The sequence below is a fragment of the Amycolatopsis rubida genome (assembly GCF_900115345.1).
In the GTDB taxonomy this organism is placed as follows: domain Bacteria; phylum Actinomycetota; class Actinomycetes; order Mycobacteriales; family Pseudonocardiaceae; genus Amycolatopsis; species Amycolatopsis rubida.
Genome location: NZ_FOWC01000008.1, coordinates 120,025 through 145,200, shown reverse-complemented (window position 1 = coordinate 145,200; position 25,176 = coordinate 120,025). Strand labels below are relative to the sequence as shown.

General features: G+C 70.3%; 23 protein-coding genes. 10 read left to right on the top strand and 13 right to left on the bottom strand.

Annotated features, from left to right (window positions below; translation table 11 throughout):
- Positions 1-37: 37 nt before the first annotated feature.
- Complete coding sequence (gene ahcY, locus BM362_RS28150) at positions 38-1,498, top strand: adenosylhomocysteinase (protein WP_093575166.1); 1,461 nt, start codon at positions 38-40, stop codon at positions 1,496-1,498.
- Positions 1,499-1,673: 175 nt separating this feature from the next.
- Here ahcY and BM362_RS28145 read toward each other — a convergent pair whose 3' ends face one another.
- From BM362_RS28145 to BM362_RS28130, 4 genes are all read right to left on the bottom strand, one after another.
- Positions 1,674-1,880: a hypothetical protein gene (locus tag BM362_RS28145; protein ID WP_067579917.1), complete on the bottom strand. Its 207-nt coding sequence runs from the start codon at positions 1,878-1,880 to the stop codon at positions 1,674-1,676.
- Between the two features lie 253 nt (positions 1,881-2,133).
- Positions 2,134-3,006, bottom strand: coding sequence for a non-homologous end joining protein Ku (ku, locus tag BM362_RS28140; RefSeq protein ID WP_067580221.1), 873 nt, complete (start codon positions 3,004-3,006; stop codon positions 2,134-2,136).
- A gap of 493 nt (positions 3,007-3,499) precedes the next feature.
- Positions 3,500-3,865 carry a VOC family protein gene (locus BM362_RS28135; RefSeq protein ID WP_093575165.1) on the bottom strand — a complete coding sequence of 122 codons (366 nt, stop codon included), beginning with the start codon at positions 3,863-3,865 and terminating at the stop codon, positions 3,500-3,502.
- Between the two features lie 36 nt (positions 3,866-3,901).
- On the bottom strand, positions 3,902-4,573 hold the full coding sequence (locus BM362_RS28130; RefSeq protein ID WP_093575336.1) for a VOC family protein: 672 nt from the start codon (positions 4,571-4,573) through the stop codon (positions 3,902-3,904).
- A gap of 362 nt (positions 4,574-4,935) precedes the next feature.
- Between BM362_RS28130 and BM362_RS28125 the strand changes: the two genes are divergently transcribed.
- The 3 genes from BM362_RS28125 to BM362_RS28115 all read left to right on the top strand — a co-directional run bounded on the left by BM362_RS28125 (position 4,936) and on the right by BM362_RS28115 (position 9,445).
- Positions 4,936-5,667, top strand: coding sequence for a TetR/AcrR family transcriptional regulator (locus BM362_RS28125; RefSeq protein WP_342029823.1), 732 nt, complete (start codon positions 4,936-4,938; stop codon positions 5,665-5,667).
- A 44-nt stretch (positions 5,668-5,711) separates the two neighbouring features.
- A complete protein-coding gene (locus BM362_RS28120; RefSeq protein WP_067579925.1) occupies positions 5,712-7,445 on the top strand; it encodes an ABC transporter ATP-binding protein in 1,734 nt (577 codons plus the stop codon).
- Between the two features lie 95 nt (positions 7,446-7,540).
- Positions 7,541-9,445, top strand: a complete 1,905-nt coding sequence (locus BM362_RS28115; RefSeq protein WP_198545288.1) for an ABC transporter ATP-binding protein — start codon at positions 7,541-7,543, stop codon at positions 9,443-9,445.
- A gap of 345 nt (positions 9,446-9,790) precedes the next feature.
- Here the strand turns inward: BM362_RS28115 and BM362_RS28110 are convergent, their stop codons facing one another.
- Positions 9,791-11,539 carry a pyruvate dehydrogenase gene (locus BM362_RS28110; protein ID WP_093575164.1) on the bottom strand — a complete coding sequence of 583 codons (1,749 nt, stop codon included), beginning with the start codon at positions 11,537-11,539 and terminating at the stop codon, positions 9,791-9,793.
- Positions 11,540-11,660: 121 nt separating this feature from the next.
- On the opposite strand from BM362_RS28110, the gene BM362_RS28105 reads away from it, so the two are divergent.
- Entirely contained in the window at positions 11,661-12,407 is a 747-nt protein-coding gene (locus BM362_RS28105; protein WP_093575163.1) for an SRPBCC family protein, read from the top strand.
- 2 nt (positions 12,408-12,409) lie between these two features.
- On the opposite strand, the gene BM362_RS28100 is transcribed toward BM362_RS28105, so the two are convergent.
- The 3 genes from BM362_RS28100 to BM362_RS28090 all read right to left on the bottom strand — a co-directional run bounded on the left by BM362_RS28100 (position 12,410) and on the right by BM362_RS28090 (position 13,957).
- Complete coding sequence (locus BM362_RS28100) at positions 12,410-12,778, bottom strand: SPW repeat protein (RefSeq protein WP_067579933.1); 369 nt, start codon at positions 12,776-12,778, stop codon at positions 12,410-12,412.
- Positions 12,779-12,838: 60 nt separating this feature from the next.
- A complete protein-coding gene (locus tag BM362_RS28095) occupies positions 12,839-13,183 on the bottom strand; it encodes an STAS domain-containing protein (RefSeq protein WP_067579936.1) in 345 nt (114 codons plus the stop codon).
- Positions 13,184-13,258: 75 nt separating this feature from the next.
- Positions 13,259-13,957: a DJ-1/PfpI family protein gene (locus BM362_RS28090; RefSeq protein WP_067579938.1), complete on the bottom strand. Its 699-nt coding sequence runs from the start codon at positions 13,955-13,957 to the stop codon at positions 13,259-13,261.
- Positions 13,958-14,055: 98 nt separating this feature from the next.
- Between BM362_RS28090 and BM362_RS28085 the strand changes: the two genes are divergently transcribed.
- The 3 genes from BM362_RS28085 (at position 14,056) to BM362_RS28075 (ending at position 17,331) form a co-directional block, all read left to right on the top strand.
- On the top strand, positions 14,056-15,033 hold the full coding sequence (locus BM362_RS28085; protein ID WP_067579940.1) for a GlxA family transcriptional regulator: 978 nt from the start codon (positions 14,056-14,058) through the stop codon (positions 15,031-15,033).
- Between the two features lie 384 nt (positions 15,034-15,417).
- Positions 15,418-16,989: a YibE/F family protein gene (locus tag BM362_RS28080; protein WP_244287326.1), complete on the top strand. Its 1,572-nt coding sequence runs from the start codon at positions 15,418-15,420 to the stop codon at positions 16,987-16,989.
- A gap of 81 nt (positions 16,990-17,070) precedes the next feature.
- Positions 17,071-17,331 (top strand): hypothetical protein, encoded by a 261-nt coding sequence (locus BM362_RS28075; protein ID WP_067579942.1) that lies wholly within the window; start codon positions 17,071-17,073, stop codon positions 17,329-17,331.
- A 170-nt stretch (positions 17,332-17,501) separates the two neighbouring features.
- On the opposite strand, the gene BM362_RS28070 is transcribed toward BM362_RS28075, so the two are convergent.
- Together BM362_RS28070 and BM362_RS28065 are read right to left on the bottom strand one after the other, a co-directional pair.
- Positions 17,502-18,140, bottom strand: a complete 639-nt coding sequence (locus tag BM362_RS28070; protein WP_067579944.1) for a hypothetical protein — start codon at positions 18,138-18,140, stop codon at positions 17,502-17,504.
- Positions 18,137-18,721 carry an MBL fold metallo-hydrolase gene (locus BM362_RS28065; RefSeq protein WP_067580228.1) on the bottom strand — a complete coding sequence of 195 codons (585 nt, stop codon included), beginning with the start codon at positions 18,719-18,721 and terminating at the stop codon, positions 18,137-18,139. Before BM362_RS28065 ends, BM362_RS28070 begins: the two co-directional genes overlap by 4 nt.
- A gap of 136 nt (positions 18,722-18,857) precedes the next feature.
- Between BM362_RS28065 and BM362_RS28060 the strand changes: the two genes are divergently transcribed.
- Both BM362_RS28060 and BM362_RS28055 read left to right on the top strand, forming a co-directional pair.
- Positions 18,858-19,742 carry a peptidylprolyl isomerase gene (locus tag BM362_RS28060; protein WP_067579946.1) on the top strand — a complete coding sequence of 295 codons (885 nt, stop codon included), beginning with the start codon at positions 18,858-18,860 and terminating at the stop codon, positions 19,740-19,742.
- Between the two features lies 1 nt (position 19,743).
- On the top strand, positions 19,744-20,529 hold the full coding sequence (locus tag BM362_RS28055) for an aminotransferase class IV (protein ID WP_067579947.1): 786 nt from the start codon (positions 19,744-19,746) through the stop codon (positions 20,527-20,529).
- Between the two features lie 7 nt (positions 20,530-20,536).
- On the opposite strand, the gene BM362_RS28050 is transcribed toward BM362_RS28055, so the two are convergent.
- From BM362_RS28050 to BM362_RS28035, 3 genes are all read right to left on the bottom strand, one after another.
- A complete protein-coding gene (locus BM362_RS28050; protein WP_093575161.1) occupies positions 20,537-21,283 on the bottom strand; it encodes a hypothetical protein in 747 nt (248 codons plus the stop codon).
- A 37-nt stretch (positions 21,284-21,320) separates the two neighbouring features.
- Positions 21,321-22,100 (bottom strand): enoyl-CoA hydratase/isomerase family protein, encoded by a 780-nt coding sequence (locus tag BM362_RS28045; protein WP_167545464.1) that lies wholly within the window; start codon positions 22,098-22,100, stop codon positions 21,321-21,323.
- A 480-nt stretch (positions 22,101-22,580) separates the two neighbouring features.
- Complete coding sequence (locus BM362_RS28035) at positions 22,581-24,941, bottom strand: RelA/SpoT family protein (RefSeq protein ID WP_067580232.1); 2,361 nt, start codon at positions 24,939-24,941, stop codon at positions 22,581-22,583.
- Positions 24,942-25,176: the final 235 nt, after the last annotated feature.

The window sequence follows — 25,176 nt, the reverse complement described above, 5'->3', positions numbered from 1 at the left end:
TCCGTTATGCCCGAAAACCCCGAAAGGAACGGAAAAAATGTCGCCCACCCTGCGCACCGCCGGCGCCGTGGAATTCGCGGTCGCCGACCTGTCGCTCGCCGCGGCCGGACGCATCCAGCTCGACCTCGCCGAGCACGAAATGCCCGGCCTGATGGCGCTGCGCCGCGAGTTCGCGGACTCCCAGCCGCTCAAGGGCGCGCGCATCGCGGGCTCGCTGCACATGACCGTGCAGACCGCGGTGCTGATCGAAACGCTCGTCGCGCTCGGCGCCGAGGTGCGCTGGGTGTCCTGCAACATCTTCTCCACCCAGGACGAGGCGGCCGCGGCGGTCGTGGTCGGCCCGGACGGAACGCCGGAGCGGCCCGAGGGCACCGCGGTATTCGCGTGGAAGGGCGAAACCCTCGACGAATACTGGTGGTGCACCGACCAGCTGTTCCGTTTTCCCGGCGGCGCGCTGCCGAACATGATCCTGGACGACGGCGGCGACGCGACCCTGCTCGTCCACAAGGGAGCCGAGTTCGAGAAGGCGGGCGCGGTGCCCGCCGCGCACGAGGACGACCCGGAGGACTACCGGATCCTGCTGCGCACTCTCGCGGCCAGCCTCGCGCAGGACCCGCGGCGGTTCACCCGGATCGCCGGCGCGATGCGCGGGGTCACCGAGGAGACCACGGCGGGCGTGAACCGGCTGTACCAGCTCGCGGCCAACGGCGAGCTGCTGTTCCCGGCGATGAATGTCAACGACTCGGTCACGAAGTCGAAGTTCGACAACAGGTACGGAATCCGCCATTCGCTCCCGGACGGCCTCAACCGCGGCACCGACGTGATGATCGGCGGAAAGTACGCCGTCGTGTGCGGGTACGGCGACGTCGGCAAGGGTGCGGTCGAGGCGCTGCGCGGACAGGGCGCGCGCGTCGTGGTGACCGAGGTCGACCCGATCTGCGCGCTGCAGGCCGCGATGGACGGGCTCGACGTGGTCGAACTCGACGACGTCGTGGAGCGCGCCGACATTTTCCTCACCACCACCGGCAACTTCGGCATCGTTTCCGCGGCGCAGATGGCGCGGATGAAGCACCAGGCGATCGTCGCGAACGTCGGCCACTTCGACAACGAGATCGACATGGCCGGGCTGGCGAAGATCCCGGGCATCGTCAAGACCGAGGTCAAACCGCAGGTGCACACATGGCGCTTCCCGGACGGGCACGCGATCATCGTGCTGTCGGAGGGCAGGCTGATGAACCTCGGCAACGCGACCGGGCATCCCTCGTTCGTGATGTCCGCGTCGTTCGCGAACCAGGTGCTCGCGCAGATCGAGCTGTTCGGCAAGCCGGGCGACTACGCGAACGACGTGTACCGGCTGCCGAAGCACCTGGACGAGAAGGTCGCGCGGCTGCACCTGGACGCGCTCGGCGTCCGGCTGACCAAGCTGAGCAAGGAACAGGCGGAGTACATCGGCGTCGACGTGGACGGGCCGTACAAACTGGACCACTACCGCTACTGACCGCGCCGCCGGGCACGGCCGCGGGAGAAGGGGTCCTCCGGCTCCGAGGGGGAGGGAGAGCCGAAGGACCCCCGGTAGTGTTAGCACATCGCCAAGCAGCTTGTACACGGCAAGCTACCCGATCGGGTAAAGCCGCCCCGGCCACGCGGGGTGCCGGCCGGGGCGCCGCCGGAGGTCAGGAAGCCTGCCGCAGCAGGGGTTTCTCGGCTCCGGTGCAGGCGCACCCGGCGTCGAGGGTGTGACAGTCGATGATCAGGCCGTGCCGGACCCGGTCCAGGTCGAGGCAGGACGGATCGGTGCACTCGGCGAACCCGCGGTCCGGGTGGACCACCAGGGTGCCGTGACAGTGGTCGATGCCGCTCGTGCAGAACGCGCACTCCATGCTCAGCCGCCTTCCGCTCAGGTATTCGAGTCCCCGGCGCCGGTTGCTCCGGGCCGGACTCCTCTTTGGTACCACTGGAAATCTCGCCGTCGCAGGATACCCGGCGGCGTGTCGGCGCCCCGGTCCGGTGAAGTCCGCCGCACTCGCTCACCCGGCGTGACGACCGGCGTTTTCCGGACGGCAGCAGTGAAATTTCCCTGTTCCGCGGCGCGGAACATCCGCCGCGCCAGCCGCGTACCGGCGAAATCCCCGATCAGGCGCTCTTCGGCCGCCGAGCCCGCGACGCCGGTTTCTTCGCCGCCGCTTTGCCGTCGCCGGCGGCTTTTTTCGTCTCCTTGGCGGGCCCGCGGGTCTTCTTCGCCGCCGACACGCTCGCCTCCAGCGCCGCCATCAGGTCGACGACCTCGGCCTTCTCCCCCTGTTTCGGCGCGCCGGCCGTCCGGCCGCCGCCCGCCTTCGCCTCGATCATCGCCTCAAGCGCCTCCCGGTAGGAGTCCGAGTATTTCTCCGGTTCGAACACCGGCTCCGACAGCGAGTCGATCAGCGACCCCGCCATGGTCACCTCCTGCGCGCGGACCTGCGGCGGATCCTCGTGCAGGAACGGGAAATCCGGGACCCGGACCTCGTCGGCCCACAGCATCGTGGTCATCACGAGCACGTCGTCCACGACGCGCAGCAGCGCCAGGCTCTCCCGCTGGCGCACCGCGACCTTCGCGATCGCCACGTGGCTCGCCTTCTGCAGCGCGTCGCGCAGCACCACGTACGGCTTCACCGCGTTCTTCTGCGGCTCCAGGTAGTAGGTGCGGTCGAACCGGATCGGGTCGATCGACTCCAGCGGCACGAATTCGAGCACGTCGATCGAATGCTGGGTGGGCAGCGGCAGCTCGGCGAGGTCGGCGTCGGTGATCACCACCATCTCGCCGTCGGGCAGCTCGTAGCCCTTGGCGATGTCGGAGTAGGGCACCTCCTCGCCGTCGACCGAGCAGAACCGCTTGTACTGGATCCGCCCGCCGTCGGCGACGTGCACCTGGCGCAGCGACACGTTCTTGTTCTCGGTCGCCGCGTACAGCTGGATCGGGATGCTGACCAGCCCGAACGACACCGAGCCCTTCCACATCGACCGCATGCCGCGCACCTCCGCCGAGTTCCCCGGTACGTATTCACGCTCGGTGACCACCGTAGCCGCGATCGTCCGATTCCGACAGTCCGCGCAGGTCCGGGGGCTACGCGCGTGCGCAGCCGCTCACCGGCGGCGGCCTCCGGGTCCGGTGCCGGGCGCGGTCGGCCGGACCGGATCGGCCTCGTCCGTGCCCGGGCTCTCGCCCGGCGGACGGACCAGAACTCCGGAACCAGCCCCGGCCCGGCGAACGAACCCGCGACGCCGTTTCCCGGCAACGAGGCCAGCACGGTCAGCATCGGCCGCGTGTCGGCGCGGAGATCGACGATCCATCCGCACGAGGCCCGTGCTTCGACCCGGCGCCTTGGCTCGCCCGGAACTGAGCAGTTCGGTGTGCTGACTGCCCAGTTCGGAGATCACCGCCTGGATCGCCGGACAGGGTGGACCACGACCAGTCCGGCGCCGAGCAGAACCAGAACGACGACCGCGGCCAGCGCTCTTCTCAAGCCGGAGCGCCCGGGAAATGCGGGTTCTCGATCACCCCGACCAGGTTCCCGTCCGGCGCGCGCACCAGCGCGGCGCGGATCCCGCCGCCGAAATCGGTCACCGCCGAGTGTTCGGCCGCGCCCTCCCCGACCAGCTTCGCCACCGCGGCTTCCACGTCGGGCACTCCCCAGTAGGTCACCGGCCCGTCGCCGTTCTCCGCGCGGCCGTTCGGATCGAGTGCCAGTTCGTAGCCGTGCACGCGGTACCCGACATAGAACGGCTCGTCGAAGTACGGCGGCACCCCGAGCACCCGGGTCCACCAACCCTTGGCCGCGGCCAGATCGGCGGCCGGATACACGATCGTGCGCAATCCATCGAACATGTGTTCATCCTGGCACAGCTGCCCGGGAACGCGTCCCTACAAGCCGGCCGGGTGCCTGCGCAGCGTGACCTCGCGCCCGGAAGCGGTGCGCACCGTGACCGCCCGCACGCCCGGCTGTCCGGACACGACCGTCAGCGGCAAGCGGTCGAAAGTCTCGGCACCGATGTGCTCCCGCAGCTCCCCAGCGTCCGCGCCGATCTCCAGTCCGGTCACCGCCACCCCGCGCTCACCGTCCCCCGCCGCACCGCGATCCGGATTGGTGGCCGGGTCCTCGCGGTAGAACCAGTTCGGCAGCCCCCGCCGCCAGCACGTGTCGAGCGCGCGGCCGGGGCCGGGCGCGGTGGTGATGACGCGCTGGGTGCCGTCGGGCTGAACGCGCCCCGGAAGCCGGGCCACCTCGCCGCCGAGCCGGTGCGCGACCTCGGCCAGCTCGTCGAGGGTGTCGGCGCGCAGGCTCCAGAACATCCACCGGTCGCCGTCCGAGACGACGCGGTCGAACCACGCGACTCCCTCGTCCCGCTCGGCCGCCGGGGCGGTCACCGCCTCGACTTCCAGGTACACGTCCCCGCCGAGCGGGAAGATCGTGTTCGCGATGCCCGCCGCGAAGGCGCCCCCGTCGTAGCAGGCGAGCCCGGTCTCCTCCCGCACTCCGCGGACGCCCTCGCCCAGATCGCGGACGCCGAGGCAGAAATGGTCAAGGTGGAACATGCCGATCCTTTCCGGATGCGTCACGGGGCGGCGAGTTCGTGCGCCCTCAGTGCGGAAAGTTGCCGACCGAATGGTCAGATACGTGCCGAACACACATTAGGGAGCCCCGGAAGCGCCTGTCCACCCTCTTGATCAAGATCGCGACGAGGAGGACGAACCGGAGAAGCCGTTGCGTTTCCGGCGAAAACGAGCGAACCGAACTCGTCGGCGAACGCCGCCACGGCGTCCGCGTCGGGGTGCGCGAAAGCTCGCCCTCCCCACCGTCCGCGCATGCGCGGACGTGGGGCTCTTCCGGCATGCGCCCGGGGCGGAGAGCCGGTCGACGCGCCAGTGCGTTCGCTCGCCTGGACAGGGGGTCGTGGGTGTTGATCCCGGTTCTAACCGGGACCACCCCCTGCGAGAACGCAACTTTTCGCGGTCCGCATAATTTTTCGCGCCACGCAACTTTCGCTGCTACTCTCGTCCCGGTGACCTCCACCGCACCCCTGGGCCTGCGCGAGCGCAAGAAACGAGCCGCGCGAAGGGCGCTCGCCGAAGCCGCGCTCCGGCTCGCGGTCGAGCGGGGTGTCGACCAGTTGCGGGTGGAGGACATCGCCAACGAGGTGGGCGTGTCCCCGCGCACCTTCAACAACTATTTTTCCAGCAAGGAGGAAGCTGTCTGCGCGTTCATCGTCGAACGGCAGGAGCGCGTGCGCGAAGCACTCCTGGCGAGGCCCGCCGACGAGCCGCTGTGGGACGCGGTCGTCAACGCCTCGATCACCCGGTTCGCCGAGGACGACCGTCCGGATCGCGAAAATGTGCGGCGGGTGCGCGCGTTGCTGGAGAACGGCGCCCTGTTCGCCGAAATGCTGCGCGCGTTCGCCACCGTCGAGCGCGTGCTGGCCGACGCCATCGCCGAACGAGCGGGCGAGCACGCAAATCCGTTGCACGCCCGGCTGATGGCGAGCATTGTGCAGAACGCTTCGCGCATCGCCTTCGAAACCTGGCTCAATTCGGACTCCGACGACGAAGAGTTCGTATCGGCCTTCACCGGCCTCCTGCGGGAGGCAGCCGCCGGTATGCCGGCCCTGGCCGCGTCCGGCGCGGCACGCTAGACCCGAACCGACGCCATTCACTTTTTTTGGGGGAGTACCCGACCGTGCTGGTCAAACTGTTGCGCAGTTACCTGCGCCCGTACCGGGCCGTGCTGTGGCTCGTCGTCGCGCTGCAACTGGTGCAGACGATCGCCGCGCTGTACCTGCCCACGCTCAACGCCGACATCATCGACGGCGGCCTGGTCAAAGGCGACACCGGCTACATCGTGAAGATCGGCGGCGTGATGCTGCTGATCACGCTGGTGCAGATCGCCGGGTCGATCGGGGCCGTCTACTACGGTTCCCGCACCGCCGCCGCCGTCGGCCGTGACATCCGCGCCGGAGTCTTCCACCGGGTGCAGGATTTCTCCGCCCGCGAGATCGGCACCTTCGGCACGCCGTCGCTGATCACCCGCACCACCAACGACGTCCAGCAGATCCAGCTGCTCGCCGGGCTCACCTTCACGCTGATGGTGTCCGCGCCGATCATGTGCGTCGGCGGCATCCTGCTCGCGCTGCAGCAGGACGTCCCGCTGTCGTCGCTGCTCGTCGTCATCGTGCCGGTGCTGGGCGTCGCGATCGGGCTCATCGTCATGCGGATGCGCTCGGCCTTCCGGCTCATGCAGGTGCGCCTCGACCGGATCAACCAGGTCATGCGCGAGCAGATCATGGGCATCCGGGTGATCCGCGCGTTCGTGCGGGACAAGCACGAGCGCGAGCGTTTCGGCCGCGCCAACGACGAGCTGTTCACCGTGTCGCTGCGGGTCGGCAGGCTGATCGCGCTGATGTTCCCCACCGTGATGCTGGTGGTGAACGTGTCGAGCGTCGCCGTGCTGTGGTTCGGCGGGCAGCGGGTCGACAGCGGGGCCATGCAGATCGGCGCGCTCACCGCGTTCCTGGCCTATCTGCTGCAGATCCTGATGGCGGTCATGATGGCCACCTTCATGTTCATGATGGTGCCGCGCGCGGAGGTCAGCGCCGAGCGGATCACCGAGGTGCTGGACACCGAGTCGAGCGTGCGCCCGCCGGACGAGCCGGTCGCGGCCGGAGCCGAGCACGGGCACCTCGACCTGACCGGCGTCGAATTCCGCTACCCCGGCGCGGAAAAACCGGTGCTGCAGGACGTTTCGCTGTTCGCCCGGCCCGGGGAGACCACCGCGATCATCGGCAGCACGGGCAGCGGGAAGACGACGCTGCTCAACCTGATCCCGCGGCTGATGGACGCCACCGAGGGCTCGGTCCGGGTGGACGGCGTGGACGTGCGCAGGCTCGACCCGGCGGTGCTCTCGTCGGTGGTCAGCATGGTGCCGCAGAAGCCGTACCTGTTCGCCGGAACGGTCGCCAGCAACCTCCGCTACGGCAATCCGGACGCGACGGACGAACAGCTCTGGCACGCGCTGGAAGTCGCGCAGGGCAAGGACTTCGTGGAACGGATGGAGCAGGGCCTCGACTCCCCCATCGCCCAGGGCGGCACGAACGTCTCGGGCGGGCAGCGGCAGCGGCTCGCGATCGCGCGGATGCTGGTGCACCGGCCGGAGATCTACCTGTTCGACGACTCGTTCAGCGCGCTCGACTACGCCACCGACGCCGCGCTGCGCCGCGCGCTCGCCGGCGAAACCCGCGACGCGACCGTCGTCATCGTCGCGCAGCGGGTCAGCACGATCCGCGGCGCGAACCGGATCATCGTGCTCGACGACGGCCGCGTCGTCGGCACCGGAACCCACCACGAGCTGATGGACACCAACGCAACCTACCGGGAAATCGTGCTTTCGCAGCTGACCGAGCAGGAGGCGGCGTGAGCGAGGAAACGAAACCCGCCGCCGCGCACGACGACGAACCCGCCGCCGCCGCGCGCGACAAGACCCGGCCGCAACCGGCGGCGGGACCCGGCCGGATGATGTCCGCGGGCATGCCCGCCGAGAAGGCGCTCGACTTCACAGGCTCGCTCGCCCGGTTGCTCCGGCTGCTGCGCCCGCAACGAGCGGCGCTGACCGGAGTCCTGGTGCTCGGCGCGGTCGGCGTCGCGCTGACCGTGATCGGGCCGAAGGTGCTGGCCCGCGCGACGGACCTGATCTTCGCCGGCGTGAACAGCAGGAGTCTGCCCGCGGGCGCGACCAAGGAGCAGGTGATCGAGGGCCTGCGGGCGCGGGGGCAGAACACCCTGGCCGACATGTTCACCAGCGTCGACCTGACGCCCGGCCACGGCGTCGACTTCACCGCGGTCGGCCAGGTGCTGATGATCGTGCTGGCGCTGTACGTCTTCGCGTCGTTCCTGGGCGTCATCCAGGCGCGGCTCACGACGAACCTCGTGCAGGGCGCGGTGTTCCGGCTGCGCCAGGACATCGAGGAGAAGTTCGCGCGGCTGCCGCTGCGCTACTTCGACCGCCAGCCGCGCGGCGAGGTGCTGAGCCGGGTCACCAACGACATCGACAACCTGGCGCAGTCGCTGCAGCAGACGCTGTCGCAGATCGTCACGTCGCTGTTCACCGTGCTGGGCGTGCTGGTGATGATGTTCGTCATCTCGCCGCTGCTGGGCGCGATCGTGCTGCTGACGGTGCCGGTGTCGGTGTTCGTCGCGGCCAAGATCGGCAAACGCGCGCAGCCGCAGTTCATCCGGCAGTGGTCGACGACCGGGAAGCTCAACGCGCACATCGAGGAGATGTACTCGGGCCACTCGCTGGTGCGCGTCTTCGGCCGCGGCAAGGAGGCCGAGGAGGTCTTCCGGCAGCAGAACGAGGCACTGTACGAGGCGAGCTTCAAGGCGTCGTTCATCTCCGGCACGATCCAGCCGGGCATGATGTTCATCGGCAACCTGAGCTACGTGCTGGTCGCCGTCGTCGGCGCCCTGCGGGTCGCCTCGGGCACCCTGACCCTGGGCGACGTGCAGGCGTTCATCCAGTACTCGCGCCAGTTCAGCCAGCCGGTCACCCAGATCGCGAGCATGGCGAACCTGCTGCAGTCCGGCGTCGCCTCGGCCGAGCGGGTGTTCGCGCTGCTGGACGCCAAGGAACAGGAACCGGAGCCGGAGCACCCGCAGCGCCCCGAGGTCGTGCGCGGGCAGGTCGAGTTCGAGCACGTGTCGTTCCGCTACCTGAAGGACACGCCCCTCATCGAAGACCTGTCGCTGTCGGTCGACCCCGGCCACACCGTCGCGATCGTCGGCCCGACCGGCGCGGGCAAAACCACGCTGGTCAACCTCCTGATGCGGTTCTACGAAATCGACGGCGGCCGGATCACCCTGGACGGCGTCGACATCAAGGCGATGGACCGCGAGGAACTGCGCTCGAAGACCGGCATGGTCCTGCAAGACGCCTGGCTGTTCGGCGGCACGATCGCGGAGAACATCGCGTACGGCGCGGACGACGTGACCCGCGAACAGGTCATCGAAGCCGCGAAGGCAACCTATGTGGACCGCTTCGTCCGCACGCTGCCCGACGGCTACGACACAGTCCTGGACGACGAGGGCGGCACCGTCAGCGCAGGCGAGAAGCAGCTGATCACCGTCGCCCGCGCCTTCCTGGCGAGGCCGGCGATCCTGATCCTGGACGAGGCCACCAGCTCGGTGGACACCCGCACCGAGGTCCTGATCCAGCACGCCATGAACTCCCTGCGCACCGGCCGCACGAGCTTCGTGATCGCCCACCGCCTGTCCACGATCAGGGACGCGGACGTGATCCTGGTGATGGAAAACGGCAACATCGTAGAACAAGGCAACCACGAAACGCTCATCAACGCGGGCGGCGCCTACTCCCGCCTGTACGCGGCCCAATTCGCGGAAGCCATGGCGGAAACCGAATAACCGCAACCAAACGTACGTGAGGGGAACCCTGGGGAATCAGATTCCCTCAGGGTTCCCCTCACGACCAACGCCCGCCGCCGCACCGCCACCCGCGAACCCCACCGCGACCAACCGCCCAAGCCGCGTACCCACCACCCCACCGCAGCCACCGCACCCAACCGCCCAGGCAGCCACACTCCCCCCCGCCCCCGATACAAAGCCAAAAACACGGCGCGGGGGTGCTTGTCAAGGCATCTTTCCCGCCTTGACAAGCACCCCCGCGCCGTCGTCACACTCACCCTTCGGGGTGCCCCACGCACCCACCGGGCGCAATGTCGCCCCCAGGCGACGAGCCGCCCCCGAAGATCACAGCCGAGGAATATTCCGCAAATTGGACTTGGCCAACTCCAGCATCTTCCCCACTCCCCCGCTCAGCACAGTCTTGCTGGCCGCCAACGCAAACCCCTTGACCTGTGCCGCAGTGATACTGGGCGGAATAGACAACGCATTGGGATCCGTGACCACATCCAGCACCGCGGGCCCGTCGTGCCCCAGGATGTCCCGAATCCCGTCCCGGACCTCCCCGGGTTTCTCCACCCGCCGCGCATACAGCCCGGCCGCCCGGGCGATCCCGGCGAAATCCACCTGATCGTGGTCGGTACCGAACTCCGGCAGCCCGTCCACGAGCATCTCCAGCTTCACCATCCCCAGCGAAGAGTTGTTGAACACCACGGCCTTGACCGGCAAGGCATGCGTCTTGAGCGTCAGCAACTCCCCCATCAACATGGCCAGCCCGCCGTCCCCGCACATGGCGATCACCTGCCGCCCGGGCTCCGCGGCCTGCGCCCCGATCGCATGCGGCAACGCGTTAGCCATGCTCCCGTGCACGAACGAACCGAGAATCCGCCGTCGCCCGTTGGGCGTGATGTACCGCGCCGCCCAGACATTGCACATCCCGGTGTCCACAGTGAACACCGCGTCCTCAGCGGCTTCCTCGTCGAGCACGTCGGCGACATACTCCGGATGCAACGGAATGTGCTTCGACACCTCGTTGGTATAGGCGTCCACCACCCGCTGCAGCCCCCGCTCGTGCTTGCGCAGCATGGCATGCAGGAACGACCGGTCAGCACGCTCGCGCAACCGCGGCACCACGGCCCGGATCGTCGCCCCGACGTCCCCCTGCACCCCGAACTCCAGCACCGACCGGCGCCCCATCCGCGACGGATCGATGTCGACCTGCACGGTGTTCCGCTGCGGCAGGAAGTTGTCGTACGGGAAGTCCGTGCCCAGCAGCAACACGAGATCGGCCTCGTGCATCGCCTCGTAGCAGGCCCCGTACCCGAGCAACCCGCTCATCCCCACATCGAAGGGATTCGAGTACTGCACGAACTCCTTGCCCCGCAACGAATGCCCCACCGGCGCTCCGACCGCTTCGGCAAGCGCGAGCACGTCATCGTGCGCGTCCCGGCACCCCGCACCGGCCATGATCATCACTTTCTCCGCCCGATCGATCCGGTCGGCGAGACGAGCGATGTCGGCTTCGGCAGGCACCACGGCAGGCGGGCTCCCCAGCGACGCCGACTCCCCGGTGGCGTGCGCGGCAGGCTCCTGCGACACATCACCAGGAAGCACCAGCACCGCGGCCCCGCGCCGCCCGACCGCGTTCTGCACCGCGATCCGCCCGAGTCGCGGCATCTGCTCCGGCGAACTCACCATCTCGCAGTAGTGCGAGCACTCGGCGAACAGCTGCTGCGGATGCGTCTCCTGGAAGAACCCGGTCCCGGTCTGCGCGGACGGAATGTGCGACGCGATCGCGAGCACCGGCGCCCCCGACCGGTGCGCGTCGTAGACCCCTTGCAGCAGATGCAGGTTGCCCGGCCCGCAGCTGCCCGCGCACACCGCGAGCCGTCCGGTGAGCTGTGCCTCGGCCGCGGCGGCGAACGCGCCGGCCTCCTCGTTGCGCACGTGCACCCAGTCGATCCCGCCACGTTCCGAGCCCCCGGTGCGGCGCACCGCGTCCACCACGGGGTTGAGGCTGTCGCCCACCACCCCGTAGATCCGGCGCACCCCGGATTGCACCAGAACGTCGATCAACTGGTCGGCCACCGTCGCCATGCTCTTGCGTCCCTTCGTGAGAGTCCCTTCCAAGTCTGGCGCCGATCGGGCGAACCGCCACCGCATTGACAGGTATTGTTGTCAATGGCACGGTGATCGGGACAGAGGAGGGAAGCCGCAGATGCCACGCGAGTTCGAGGTGCGCAAAGAGGTTCAGCTGCCCGCGGAACCCGACGCCGTGTGGGAGGCCGTCGCGACCGGGCCGGGCATCGACTCGTGGTTCATGGGCCGCCACGAGGTCGACGCCGCGGCGAAGCGGATCCGGTTCAGTCTCGGCGGAATGCGCACCGAGGCGGAAATCACCGCGTGGGATCCCCCGCGCAGGTTCGCCTACCGGGGCGAAGCGGCCGAGGACGGCACGTTCGACGCGATGGAGTTCCTCGTGGAAGCGGCCGAAGGCGGCACTTCTGTACTGCGGTTCGTCCACCGCGGGTTCGCCCAGGACGGCTGGGACGACGAATACCACGAGTCCTTCGCCGTCGGCTGGGAGATGTACCTGCACACGCTCGCCCAGCTGCTGGCCCACTTCCCCGGCCGGTTCGCGACCTACGTGACCGCGGACGGCCCGGCCTCCTCGGCGAGCCGGGACGCCTGGCCGAAGCTGCTCGCGGCGCTCGGCCTGCCCGCCGAACCCTCAGCGGGGCAAGAAGTCCAGTTCACCGTGGGCGACGAAGTGGTAGAGGGCATCTTCGACTACTCGACCCCGAACTACGCCGGAGTCCGCACCGAGGACGCCCTCTACCGGTTCCACGAACGGTCGCTGCTCGGCATGCCGGTCGCGGCCGGACATCACCTGTTCCGGCCGGACGTCGACGAGACCGCCGAAAGCGCGGCCTGGAGCCGCTGGCTCGCCCACGCGCTCAGCTGAGGTCAGCGGCGGCGCAGCAGCAACGCCGCGCCGCCGGCCGCCACGACGACCCCGGCGATCACGTTGCCGGTCACCGCACCGGCCGACGGCACTGTCTCGTCGCCGTACCGCAACAGGAACGGCGACACCGCGGCCCACGCCCCGAGCACCGGCAGCACCCAGGTCAACGCCTGCGCGCCGGAATCCCGCGCCCGCATGGCAGCGAAAACGACGATCGCCAGCCCGGCGACCGTGTTGCTCACCGCGAGTTCGGCGGCCCCGCCGAAGCGCAGCAGCCAGGGCGCGGCGATCAGGTACAGCCCGGCCAGGACAGCGAGGCCCGCCGCACCCCCGGAGACCGCGGTCCTGCCGGACATCGTGCTGGTGGACATCTGGGATCACCTCAGCAGATCTCGGTTCCACCCCACGGGTACCCAGATTCCGGCCGGAGATCACGCGCCCGCGGCGGCGCACGCCTCGCGCAGGCCGCTGCGCACCGGAGCCTCGATCCCGGACACCGCGAAAGCGCGCAGCACGAGCGGCCCGGTCGCCACGATCGAAAGCGCGGGCCGGGCGCGGCTCGTCTCTTCGAGCGCGCGGAGCCCGGCGCAGCTGAGATAGCCGACCCGCGACAGGTCGACCACCAGTTTGCCGCCGGCTCCGGAGGCGGCCGTCAGCGCGGAGCGGAACTGCCCCACCGACGCGATGTCGATCTCCCCCGCGGCCGTGACCAGCACCGTGTCCCCGTCCCTCCGGCTGGTGAAGACGGTGAGACCGGCCGCCCCGCGAGAACCCATTGGCGGAACGGTACGCGCCCGCGCGGCCCTGGCAAACCGTCCCGCCTCAGCCGGGTGGGGGAATTCACCGGAACGTCACCGCTGGGCGAGGAGCTTGTCCCGCAGCTCCGGCCGGCCGGCGAGACCTTCCCGGACCGTGTGGTCGACGAACGGCCGCATCCGCTCGCGAGGAGCGAGCGACCAGTCGAGCGGGCCGAGCGGCGGCCGCGGGTCGTATTCGATGCCGAACTGGACGAGCCGCGCGGCGTCCTCCCCGCGCATCCGCTCCACCAGGTGCAACGCGAGGTCGATGCCCGCCGAGACCCCGGCGGCGGTGATCACCGAACCGGTGTCCGCCCAGCGCTGCCGGACCGGCGTGGCCCCGAACGCGCGCAACGTCTCCAGGAACGTCCAGTGCGTCGTCGCCTCGCGGCCTTCGAGCAGCCCAGCTTGGCCCAGCAGCAGCGAACCGGTGCACACAGAGGTCATCAGCTCGGCGGTGGTCGCGGCGCGGCGGAGATAGCCGATGAGCTTCTCGTCGCCGAGCGCGCGCAGCGTCGGCGCGCCGCCGCCGGGGACCAGCACCCAGGACGGGTCCGGAACCTGGTCGAAGGTGTGGCTCGGCGCGATCCGCAACGGCGTGTCGGTTTCGGTGGTTTCCAGGGTTTCGCCCACGACCGCCACGCGGACCGAGGGGTCGGCCGCCGCGTGACCGGTGATCACCTGCAGCGGTCCCGCCAGGTCGAGCAGCGTCAGGCCGGGGTAGACGACGAACGCGAAGGTTTTCTGGGTCATGCCGCCACCCTCCCGGGCGCGCGGGCAGGACGGGACACGCGTGTCCGGAATCCTGCGAACCCGGTTGATCCGGCCGGGCGAGCTGCTACGGTGCGGCCATGCCGAGTACCGCCCGGCAGGTCGTGATCCTCGGGTACCCCGACGCCGAACTGCTCGACATCGCCTGCGTGTCCGACGTTTTCGACGCCGCCACCCGGCTCGGCGCGGCCCGGCCGTACGAGGTCCGGCTCGCCAGCGTCGACGGGCTCCCCTTCGCCTGCCAGTCCGGGCTCACGCTCGTCCCGCACGTCCGGATCGACCAGATCCGCGGGCCGCTCGACACGTTCGTCGTCGCGGGCGGGCTGGGCCACCTCGCCGCCGCCAAGGACGAGCGGCTGCTCGCTCACGTGCGGCGGCTTTCGCCGCGGAGCAGACGCACCGCGTCGGTCTGCACCGGGGCGACCGTGCTCGCCGCCGCCGGGCTGCTGAGCGGCCGCCGCGCCACCACGCACTGGTCGCACGCGTCGCGGCTCGCCGAGCAATACCCGTCGGTGACCGTGGACCCGGTGCCGCTTTTCGTGCGGCACGGCGACGTCTACACCTCCGCGGGCGTCACCAGCGGGCTCGACCTCACCCTCGCCTTCGTCGAAGAGGACCACGGCCCGACGCTCGCCCGCGAGGCCGCCCGGTCGCTGGTCACCTACCTGCAGCGGCCCGGAAACCAGGCGCAGGTCAGCATGTTCCTCGCCGGTCCGCCGCCGGAGCACCGGCAGGTCCGCGACCTCACCGCATACGTCGCCGAACATCTCGCCGACGACCTCGGCACCCACGCGCTCGCGAACCAGGCCGGCATCAGCACCCGCCAGCTGACCCGGCTGTTCGACGCCCATCTCGGCACCACCCCGGGGAAATACGTGCGAACCGTGCGCGCGGAACACGCCGCCCGGCTGCTGTCCGGCACCGACCTCCCGCTCGCCGCGATCGCGCGACGCTGCGGATTCGGTTCCACGGAGACGCTCCGGCAAGCGTTTCTGGACCATTTCGACACCCCGCCTTCGGCGTATCGGCGGGTCCACCTGCGTTCTGCGCACGCCTGAACGAAACGCCCGCTTCCTCCCCCCACCCGGTACGCGCGAACCGCGGGCCGGGAGGGCAGGATGTCCGCCGTGGCACCGCACGACTACCCCGATCAGGACCCCGACGACACCGGCCCGCTGCCGCGAGTGCCGGGCGAATCCGCGTCCCCGTCCTCCGCCGTGCCACCCCCTGCCGCTCCGCCGCGCGCCCGGCCGGACGGGCCGCGCCGGGCGCGCCGTGCCGAACCCGGGCGACCGGCCGAGCGCACCGGCCGATCGGCCGAGCCCGCACGACCCGTCGAGCGGTCCGGCAACCCCGAGCGCTCCGGCGAGCCCGGATGGCCGGTGGAGCGATCAGGCAACCCCGAGCGACCAGTGGAGCGCTCCGGCAACCCCGAGCGACCAGTGGAGCGCTCCGGCAACCCCGAGCGACCAGTGGAGCGATCCGGCAACCCCGGGCGCACCGGCGAACCGGGACGGCGAGCCGAGCGGCCCGGCGAACCCCGGCGTCCGCGTGCCGCCGCGCCAAGGCCTCCCCAGCCCGGCGCCGCACGCTCGGCGCAACCGGGCGCCCCGCGCTCCGCCGATGCCCGCGGCGGGGCCCCGTCCGGCGAACTGCGCCTGCCTCGCCGCTCCGGCGACACCCCGCCTCCCGGCGGCCGCCGCCGTCCCCCGGCCCGGCCCCCGCAGTCCGAAAAGGACACTCCCGATCCCGCGCCGGTCAAGGAAACCCCGCCGCACACCGGGCACGGCCATGGACACGGACACGGCCCGGCCGCCCCCGCGTCGCACCGGGTCCGCAAGCTCCTGGTCTGGCTCCTCGCTCCGCTGGCGCTGGCGACCGTCGTCGGCATGATCGTCCTGTACCCGTGGGGCAGTTCGCTGCCGAAGAGCGCGGTACCGCAAGGCACGCCGGTCCAGGCGGCGATCACGACCGCGACGTCCGGCCCCTGCCTGCAGCCCGGCCAGGTCCAGGTCGGCTCGCAGCCGGACCCGGACGCGAAACCGTGCCTCACCGTCGACCTGCGGATGTCCGACGGCCCGGCGGCGGGGAAACCGGTGCGGCTGACCGTCCCGATCGAGCCGAGCACGCCGAGGTTCACCGCAGGCGACAAGGTCGTGCTCGCCTACAACGGCGGCAGCCCGCTCGACCCGCAGTCGTTCACGCTCGTCGATTTCCAGCGCGGCACGCCGCTGGTGCTGCTCGCCGCCCTGTTCGCGGTCGCCGTGCTCGTGCTCGGCCGCTGGCAGGGACTGGCCGCGCTGGTCGCGCTGGTGCTGAGTTTCGTGGTGATCGTGCTGTTCGTGCTGCCGGCGATCCTCTCCGGGGAGAACCCGCTCGTGGTGGCGATCGCCGGAGCGGGCGCGATCATGTTTCTCGCGCTGTATCTGACGCACGGCCTGTCCGCGAGAACCTCGGTCGCCGTATTGGGCACCTTGGTCAGCCTCGCGCTGATCGGGATCCTGTCGGCGATCTTCTCCGCCGCCGCGTCGCTCACCGGCCTCGACGACAGCACCACGACGCTGATCGCCTCGCTCGGCCACGGCATCGACGCCCGGGGCCTGCTGCTGGCCGGAATCGTGATCGGCGCGCTGGGCGTGCTCGACGACGTGACCATCACCCAGACCAGCGCGGTCTGGGAACTGCGGCGCGCGAACCCCTCGCTCGGCTGGCGCGAGCTGTACAGCTCGGGCCTGCGGATCGGCCGCGACCACGTCGGCTCCGCGGTGAACACGCTGGTGATGGCCTACGCCGGGGCCGCGCTGCCGGTGATGCTGTACTCCGCGATCTCCGGCGTCGGCCTCGGCGCGCTGCTCGGCAGCGAGGACATCGCCGCGGAGATCATCCGGACGCTCGCCGGTTCGGTCGGCATCGTCGCGGCGGTGCCGGTGACGACAGTCCTGGCCGCGCTCATCGCCGCCCGGGAGCCGGTCGAGCACCTCATCAGCACCACCAACCCCGCTGAATCACACTAGCCACATCCCGGCCGCCCCGGTCGGGCGCGGGCGTCGCGGATGAGGTACGAAGACCGCGACCCCGCACCCCGAGGAGGGGCTGTGTTCTCAGCCGTCCTGGCCGGACCCCGAGTCACCGTGCACCTGATCCGCCGCCTGTTCGCGTCGGTGCTGGAAGCGGCCGAAACGGTCCCGCGGATCGCCACCGCGCTCGACGAGGTCCGCGCGACGCTGCGCCACCTGGAACGGCTGCTCTCCTACGTCGCCGCAGAACTCCCCGAACTGGCCGACCAGCTGGACCGCATCCGCGCCCGCGTCGACGCCCAGGAAGAACGCACCCGCGACCCCGCCAGACGCGAGTAACCCGCCAGAAAAACGCGCCTCGAAACCCAACCCCACCCCAACCCCACCGCGGGATCGCGGGATCGCGTCGGCGTCTGGAGGAGCGGTGCGATCGCCCCCAGGCGGTCGCACCGCTCCTCCAGACGCCGACTTGAAGGCGATCCCGCCGCGTCGGCGAAGCCGACGCCACATCACAGCGTGGCGACGAACCGGCTGATCGCTTCCATCGGAAACCGCTGCAAGTACTTCCCTGACGGAGCCGCCGAAGCCAGCCGGTACAACGGCCGTTCCGCCACCGCGTCCCCCCGTGCCTCGGCCCGCAGCTCAGCCACCAGCAGCTCCGAAAACACCAGCCCGTTCGCCTCGGTGTTGTTCAGCACCGCGTCCGCCAGCCGCCGCAACTGCAGCGCTCCCAGTTCCCGCCCGCCGGTCCCGGAAAACACCGCCAGGTCGAGCTTCACCGCACGCCGCCGGTGCCCCGCGTTCACCAGCAGCGCCACCGTCCGGGTGCCGCGCACGTCGCTGATCACCACGTCGAGCCTCGGCGCCGAAAGCAGGTCCACTCGCCGGACGCCCCACGTGCGCACCACCAGCGTCGTGCCCTCCAGCCAGATCCGGCGGCGATACGCGTAGAGCACCACGTAGATCAGCGGCAGCGCGACGACCGCCGCCACGATCAGCCCGGGCAGCTGCCCGCCGATCAGCCCGGCGATCCCGCCGAACGCCGCGGCCAGGATCAGCACGCCGAAGACACCCGACCCCGCGCGGCGGCGGCGCAGCTTCGGTTCGTCGGCGAACAGCGGCAGGCGTTCCGCCGGTTTGTCGGTCACCGCGCGGCTCCCGGCACGAAGGGGTTGGCGGCGCGCTCGCGGCCGATGGTCGTGGCCGGTCCGTGGCCGGGCAGCACGACGGTGTCGTCGGCGAGCGTGAGCAGAGTGCGCAACGAATTCTCCAGGTCGGAGCCGGATCCGCCGGCGCGCCCGACCGATCCGGCGAAAAGCGTGTCCCCCGTGAACACCAGCCTGCCACCCTCGCCGGTCTCGACGGTGAACGCCACCGAACCCGGCGTGTGCCCGGGAAGCGGAAGTACCCCCACCGTCAGCCCGGCCGTCTCGATCTCTCCCGGGGCGAGCGGTTCGAAGGGCCCGTCGTACCACTCGGCGTCGCCCGGATGGAGCCGGACCGGCGCGGCCCAAGCCCGCGACAGCTCGGCGGCGGCGCCGGCGTGGTCCGGATGGCCGTGCGTGGCGAGCAGCGCGACCGGCGTCAAGCCGTGCTCCGCCAGCGCTTCGGCCAGTGGCTCGGCGGACCCCTCGCCCGGGTCGACAACGAGACACGGACCCCCGGCGGCAGGGGCCAGCAGATAGCAGTTCGAGCGCAGCGGACCCGCGGCGAACCCGGCGACGAGCACCGAACCCTCCTCCCCGGAAGCGGCCTTGATCACGACCCGGTGAAGACTAGCCGCCCCTGTACGGAGTCCTCACAGGCTGTGCCCATACACTGCCGCTACCTCAGACGTGTGACTTCGAGCGGAAACTGGAGGGCGGGTGGCGACCAACCAGCAGCGCCGAGAAGCCGCAAAGCGCAAACTCGAGCGGCAGCTCGTGCGCCGGGCGGAACAGGCGAAGCGACGCAAGATCGTGGGCGCTGGAGTGGTCGGCGGTGTGGTCCTCATCGTCGCCGGTCTCGTGGTGTGGATCGTGAACAGCGGCGGCAGCGACGGCGACCAGCAGGCCGCGACGCCGCCGTCGAGTTCCGCGCCGCCGGTCCCGAGCGTCACGAACATCCCCACCGAGCGCACCGCGCTCCCCAAGCGCCCCCAGGCGCTGCCGAACCCGACGACGTGCTCGTACCCGGCCGACCCCAGCGGCAAGCCGCCGTCGGGCAAGAAGGCGACCGCGCCGGAGGGCAAGAACGTGTCCTCGTCCGGGACCGTGAACATCACCATGAAGACCACCCAGGGCGACATCCCGATGACGCTCGACCGCGCGCTCGCGCCGTGCACCGTGCAGGCGTTCGAAGCGCTCGCGAAGCAGGGTTTCTTCACCGACACGATCTGCCACCGCCTCGGCGTCACCGACCTGCAGATGCTGCAGTGCGGCGACCCGGACGCGAAGGGCGACGCGACGACCGACGGCCGCGGCGGCCCGGGCTTCACCGTGCCGGACGAGGTCATCGACACCTCCAAGTACGGCCGCGGCATCCTCGCGATGGCCAACACCGGCCAGCCGAACAGCGGCGGCAGCCAGTTCTTCATGGTCTACGGCAACGCGCCGCTGCAGCCGCAGTACACGATCTTCGGCAGCATCTCCGACGAGGGCCTGAAGGTGCTCGACAAGATCGCGAAGAACGGCATCGGCACGGTCGGCCCGGACGGGTCGACCGGCGAGCCCAAGCAGCAGGTCAAGTTCACCGCGGTCACGGTCTCCTGACGTGACCGGACGAGTCGAGATCGGCGGTGCCGCTCCCAGCGCCGCCGATCTCGCCGCCGCGGCGACCAGCTACGGCCATTTCACCGCGATGCAGGTCCGCGACGGACGCGTGCGCGGCCTCCGCTTCCACCTCGACCGGCTCGCGGCGAGTACCCGGGAGGTGTTCGGCAGCGAGCTGGACACCGATCTGGTCCGCCGCTGCGTCCGGCGGCTCGTCGCCGGTCAGGGCGACCTGTCGGTGCGAGTGATCATTTTCTCGCGGTCCTCTCCGCACGATCCCGCGATGGCGCCGGAAATCCTCGTGCGCACCGCACCGCCCAGCTTCCACGTCCCCGCGCCGATGCGGCTGCGATCCGTCGCGTACCAACGGGATCTGCCGCACGTGAAGCATCTCGGCGGCTTCGGTCTCACGCACCATTCGCGTGCGGCCGTCCTCGCCGGTTACGACGACGCCGTGTTCCTGGCCAGCGACGGCCGGATCAGCGAGGCGACGATCTGGAACGTCGGCTTCCTGCGCGACGGGACGATCGTGTGGCCGGAAGCCGAGGTGCTGCCCGGAATCACGTACCTGGTGCTTGAGGAACAGTTGCGCGCGGCCGGAGTGCCGCAGCAGACGCGGCCGGTCTATCCGGCGGAACTCCCGGAATTCGACGCGATGTTCCTGACCAATTCGGCGACGATCGGCCGCCCGGTCGCCTCGGTGGACGACGTGCGGCTGCGCACCTCGCCCACCGCGAGCGCACTGCTGACCGCGGCTTACGAAGCCGCGCCCTGGGACGAGATCTGACCCGGTCTCAGGGTCGGCGGTGCTCCACCCAGACGTTGGGTTCGACGTAAACGGCGGAGTCCTGCGCCACCGACACCAGGACCGGGCTCAGCGCACCTTCCACGTTCACCGGGCCGTCCGTGTCGAACGGCAGCCCGGTCCACTCCCGCCACTGCGCGAGCGTGCCGGGGATGGTCATCGACACCGGGCAGACCTTCACGATCCGCCCGCCCGCGCGCACGTGCACCCGCAGCCACGCGTCGTAGGGCAGGCCGTCGTCGCGCACCCGGAAGGCGTACTCGCTCATCGGGGTCTCGGGTTCGTCCGCCTTCTGCGACGGCCGCACCGGGGCGTAAAGCACGTCGTGTCCGAGGCGGAAAGCGTTGTCCCGCAACGCGTTCACCAGCACCGAGGCGAGTCCGCTGCCTTGCCGTTCCTTGCGGACGACGATCTCCAGCGCGGTCGCCGCGGTGCGTTCGCGCCCGGCCAGCCGGTCGGCGTGCTGCCACCGGATCACCTCGTCCCACCCCGCCTCGGGCAGCGCCTCGCGTCCGGGGCCGCCGAACGCGAACGGCGCCGAGTAGGCCTTGGCGACCGGCTCGTCCCCGTCGGTCGCGAGCAGCACGTAGTCGGCGACCGTGTCGAGTTCGCCGTAGTACAGGTGCCCGGTCGGGTTGTGCTGCATGAAGACCGGCCACGACCGGTCGAAGCCGGCGTGGTCGACCGTCCGGAAGATCTCCCGGTTCTGGCCGCGGTGATGGATTTTCAGCGCCACGGAACCCAGTCTCACCGGCCAGTCAACTTTTTATCCGTCAGCGATAAGTGAACTTCGGCGCGCGCCGGTTCAGGAACGCGTCCACACCCTCGGCGTAGTCCTCCCCGTGCAGCGCGGCGAGCCGGATCTCCTCGACCTCGTCGTCGGTCTTTTCCTGGCCCGCGACGATTTTCTCGATGATCCGGTTCATCCCGCGGACCGAGGCCTGCGACCGTCCGCACAGCGTCTCGGTGAACCGGGCCGTCGCGGATTCGAGGTCCGCGGCCGGGAAAACGTCGTTGACCAGCCCGATCTCGCGGGCCCGGGTCGCGTCGACGAGTTCACCGGACAGCAGGAAGTACTTGGCGTTCGCCGGGCCGACCAGCGACACCAGCTGCCGCGTCGAGGCGAAGTGGTAGACGATGCCGAGCTTGGCCGGGGTGATGCCGAAGCGCGCGTCGTCCGCCGCGAAGCGGAAGTCGCAGGCGACCGAGATCTGGCAGCCGCCGCCGATGCAGTTGCCCTGGACCATCGCGACCGTCGGCTTGCGCATCGCGGTCAGCGCCGCCACCGCGCTGTCCACGGCCTCGTCGTACTTCGCGGCGGCCTCGGCGGTCGAGCGCAGCTCGCGGAACTCGCCGATGTCCGCGCCCGCGGAGAAATGCCGTCCGGCCCCGGTCAGCACGAGCACCTTCAGCCCGGGATCGGCCTCGACCTCGGCCGCCGCGCCCGGGATCGCCGCCCACATGCCGCGGGTGATCGCGTTCATCTTCTCCGGGCGGGAGAACGTCAGCCGGGCCACAGCGCCGTCGCGGGTGAACTCGAGTCCGTCCGTCATGCCCAGCACCCTAATGTGCTCGCACGACGATCCCGCTGTGGGACGGCTCACGGTGTCCGAAGTGGACAGTCCAGGCAGGACCGCCCAGATCGCCGCCACCGGGGACTGCTCAGCGGGCCGATCAACGCCGCGCAGCAACCGGGCGGCGCGGCAGCCAGTCTCGCGCGAATGAGCGAGCACCTCACTGCCGTCCCGTCCGTCAGGGCACGCGTCGTCGGCCCTGAGTCCGGCGGAGAATTCGACTACCGCGCCCGAGGACCGCTACGAGAAGTACCTAGACCACCCGGCGCACCTCGCCATGGACCGGATCGGGCTGCCGCTGGTCGGCACATTCGTGTCCTGCGACAGCACCGACGACCCGGACCCCGGAAATCGGCGAGAAGATCGCCGATTCGAGAACGCGCCGGACTGGTCTCCGGCCTCAGCGAGTACACCGGCGGCGCCGCGTCCGGCGGACACCGAAGCCGACCGCCGGAGCAGCTATGACGCCGACGTCACCCGGTACACGTCGTACACGCCCTCGACCCCGCGCACGACCTTCAGCACGTGCCCGAGGTGCTTCGGATCGCCCATCTCGAACGAGAACCGGCTCACCGCCACCCGGTCCCGCGACGTCGTCACCGAGGCCGACAGGATGTTCACCTTCTCGTCCGCCAGCACCTTCGTGACGTCCGACAGCAGCCGGTGCCGGTCGAGGGCCTCGACCTGGATCGCCACCAGGAACACCGAGGACGACGACGGCGCCCACTCCACCTCGACCAGCCGCTCCGGCTGAGTCCGCAGGTCGTCGGCGTTCGTGCAGTCGGTCCGGTGCACGCTCACGCCGCCGCCGCGCGTCACGAAGCCGAGGATCTCGTCGCCCGGCACCGGCGTGCAGCAGCGCGCCAGCTTCGCCCAGACGTCGCTCGCGCCCTTCACGATGACGCCGACGTCGTTCGAGCCGCGGCGGCGTGTGACCGTGGACGGTGTGGCCCGTTCGGCCAGCTCCTCCTCGGCCTCTTCGACCCCGCCGAGCAGCGCGACCAGCCGCTGCACCACGTGCTTCGCGCTGGTGTGGCCCTCGCCGACGGCCGCGTACAGCGACGAGATGTCGCCATGCCGCAGTTCGGTGGCGACCGAGCCCATCGACTCCGCCGACACGAGCCGCTGGATCGGCAGCCCGACCTTGCGGATCTCCTTGGTGATCGCTTCCTTGCCCGCGTCGATCGCCTCGTCGCGGCGCTCCTTCGCGAACCACTGCCGGATCTTCGCGCGCGCCTTCGGCGAACCGGCGAACTGCAGCCAGTCGCGGCTCGGCCCGGCGCTCTCCGCCTTGGACGTGAAGATCTCGACGACCTCGCCGTTTTCGAGCTTCCGTTCGAGCGCGACCAGCCTGCCGTTCACCCGGGCGCCGATGCAGCGGTGGCCGACCTCGGTGTGCACCGCGTACGCGAAGTCCACCGGCGTCGAATCCGCGGGCAGCGTGATCACGTCGCCCTTCGGCGTGAACACGAAGATCTCGCGCGCGGCCAGTTCGTAGCGCAGAGATTCGAGGAAGTCGCCCGGGTCCGCGGCCTCGCGCTGCCAGTCGAGCAGCTGCCGCATCCACGCGATCTCGTCCAGCTCCATCGCGTTGTTGCTGGCGTGCGTGCCCTTGGTTTCCTTGTACCGCCAGTGCGCGGCGATGCCGTACTCGGCGGTGCGGTGCATGTCGTAGGTGCGGATCTGCACCTCAAGCGGCTTGCCGTCCGGCCCGATCACCGTGGTGTGCAGCGACTGGTACACGCCGAACCGCGGCTGCGCGATGTAGTCCTTGAACCGCCCGGGAACCGGCTGCCACAGCGCGTGCACCACGCCCATCGCGGCGTAGCAGTCGCGCACGTCCTCGACCAGGATCCGCACGCCGACCAGGTCGTGGATGTCGTCGAGGTCGCGGCCGCGGACGATCATCTTCTGGTGGATCGAGTAGTAGTGCTTCGGCCGTCCCTCGACCTTCGCGGTGATCCGCGACGACACCAGGTTGTTCGTCAGGTCCGCGATCACCTTGCGCAGGTAGGTGTCGCGCGAGGGCGCGCGGTCGGCGACCAGCCGCACGATCTCGTCGTACTTCTTCGGCTGCAGGATCGCGAACGCGAGGTCTTCCAGCTCCCACTTCACCGTGGCCATGCCGAGCCGGTGCGCCAGCGGGGCGAGCACCTCCAGCGTCTCGCGCGCCTTGCGGGCCTGCTTCTCCGGCGGCAGGAAGCGCATCGTGCGCATGTTGTGCAGCCGGTCGGCGAGCTTGATGACCAGGACACGCGGGTCCTTCGCCATCGCGATCACCATTTTGCGGATGGTCTCCGCCTCGGCCGACGTGCCGAGCTTGACCTTGTCCAGCTTCGTGACGCCGTCGACCAGCTCGCCCACCTTGTCGCCGAAATCGGCGTTCAGCTGCTCCAGCGAATAGCCGGTGTCCTCGACGGTGTCGTGCAGGAGCGCCGCGACGAGGGTAGTGGTGTCCATGCCCAGTTCGGCGAGGATCGTGGCTACCGCGAGGGGGTGGGTGATGTACGGGTCGCCGGATTTGCGGCGCTGCTCGCGGTGGAGCTCTTCGGCGACGTCGTAGGCGCGTTGCAGCTGGGCAAGGTCGGAGTTGGGGTGCAGTTCGCGGTGGATGACCGCCAGCGGTTCGAGGACCTGTTTGACCGGGGCGGCGCGCTGGGCGGTGATCCGCCGGGCCAGGCGGGCGCGGACGCGGCGGGTCGCGGAGGGGTTCGGCGCGGCTCCGTTGGGCCGGGTCCCGGCGTCCGCGGCGGCGGCCCCGTTCTTGGCGGGAGTCGCACCGCCTTTGGCGGGGACGTTGGCGTCGAGCTCTTGGCTCACCCGCACCTCCAGCTGCTTCGTGCGGCCTCGAACCTTCAGGGTAACCGGTTGGTCTTTTGGCGGGGTGGTGACGTGCCGTTGCGGGGGGTCGCGGTCGGCTCGTCGCCTGGGGGCGACATTGCTTGTGGGGGTTGCGTGGGGCACCCCGAAGCCCTGAGTGTGCTGACGGTTCGGGGGTGCTTGTCAAGGCGGGAAAGATGCCTTGACAAGCACCCCCGAACCGCAGGGAGGCTTC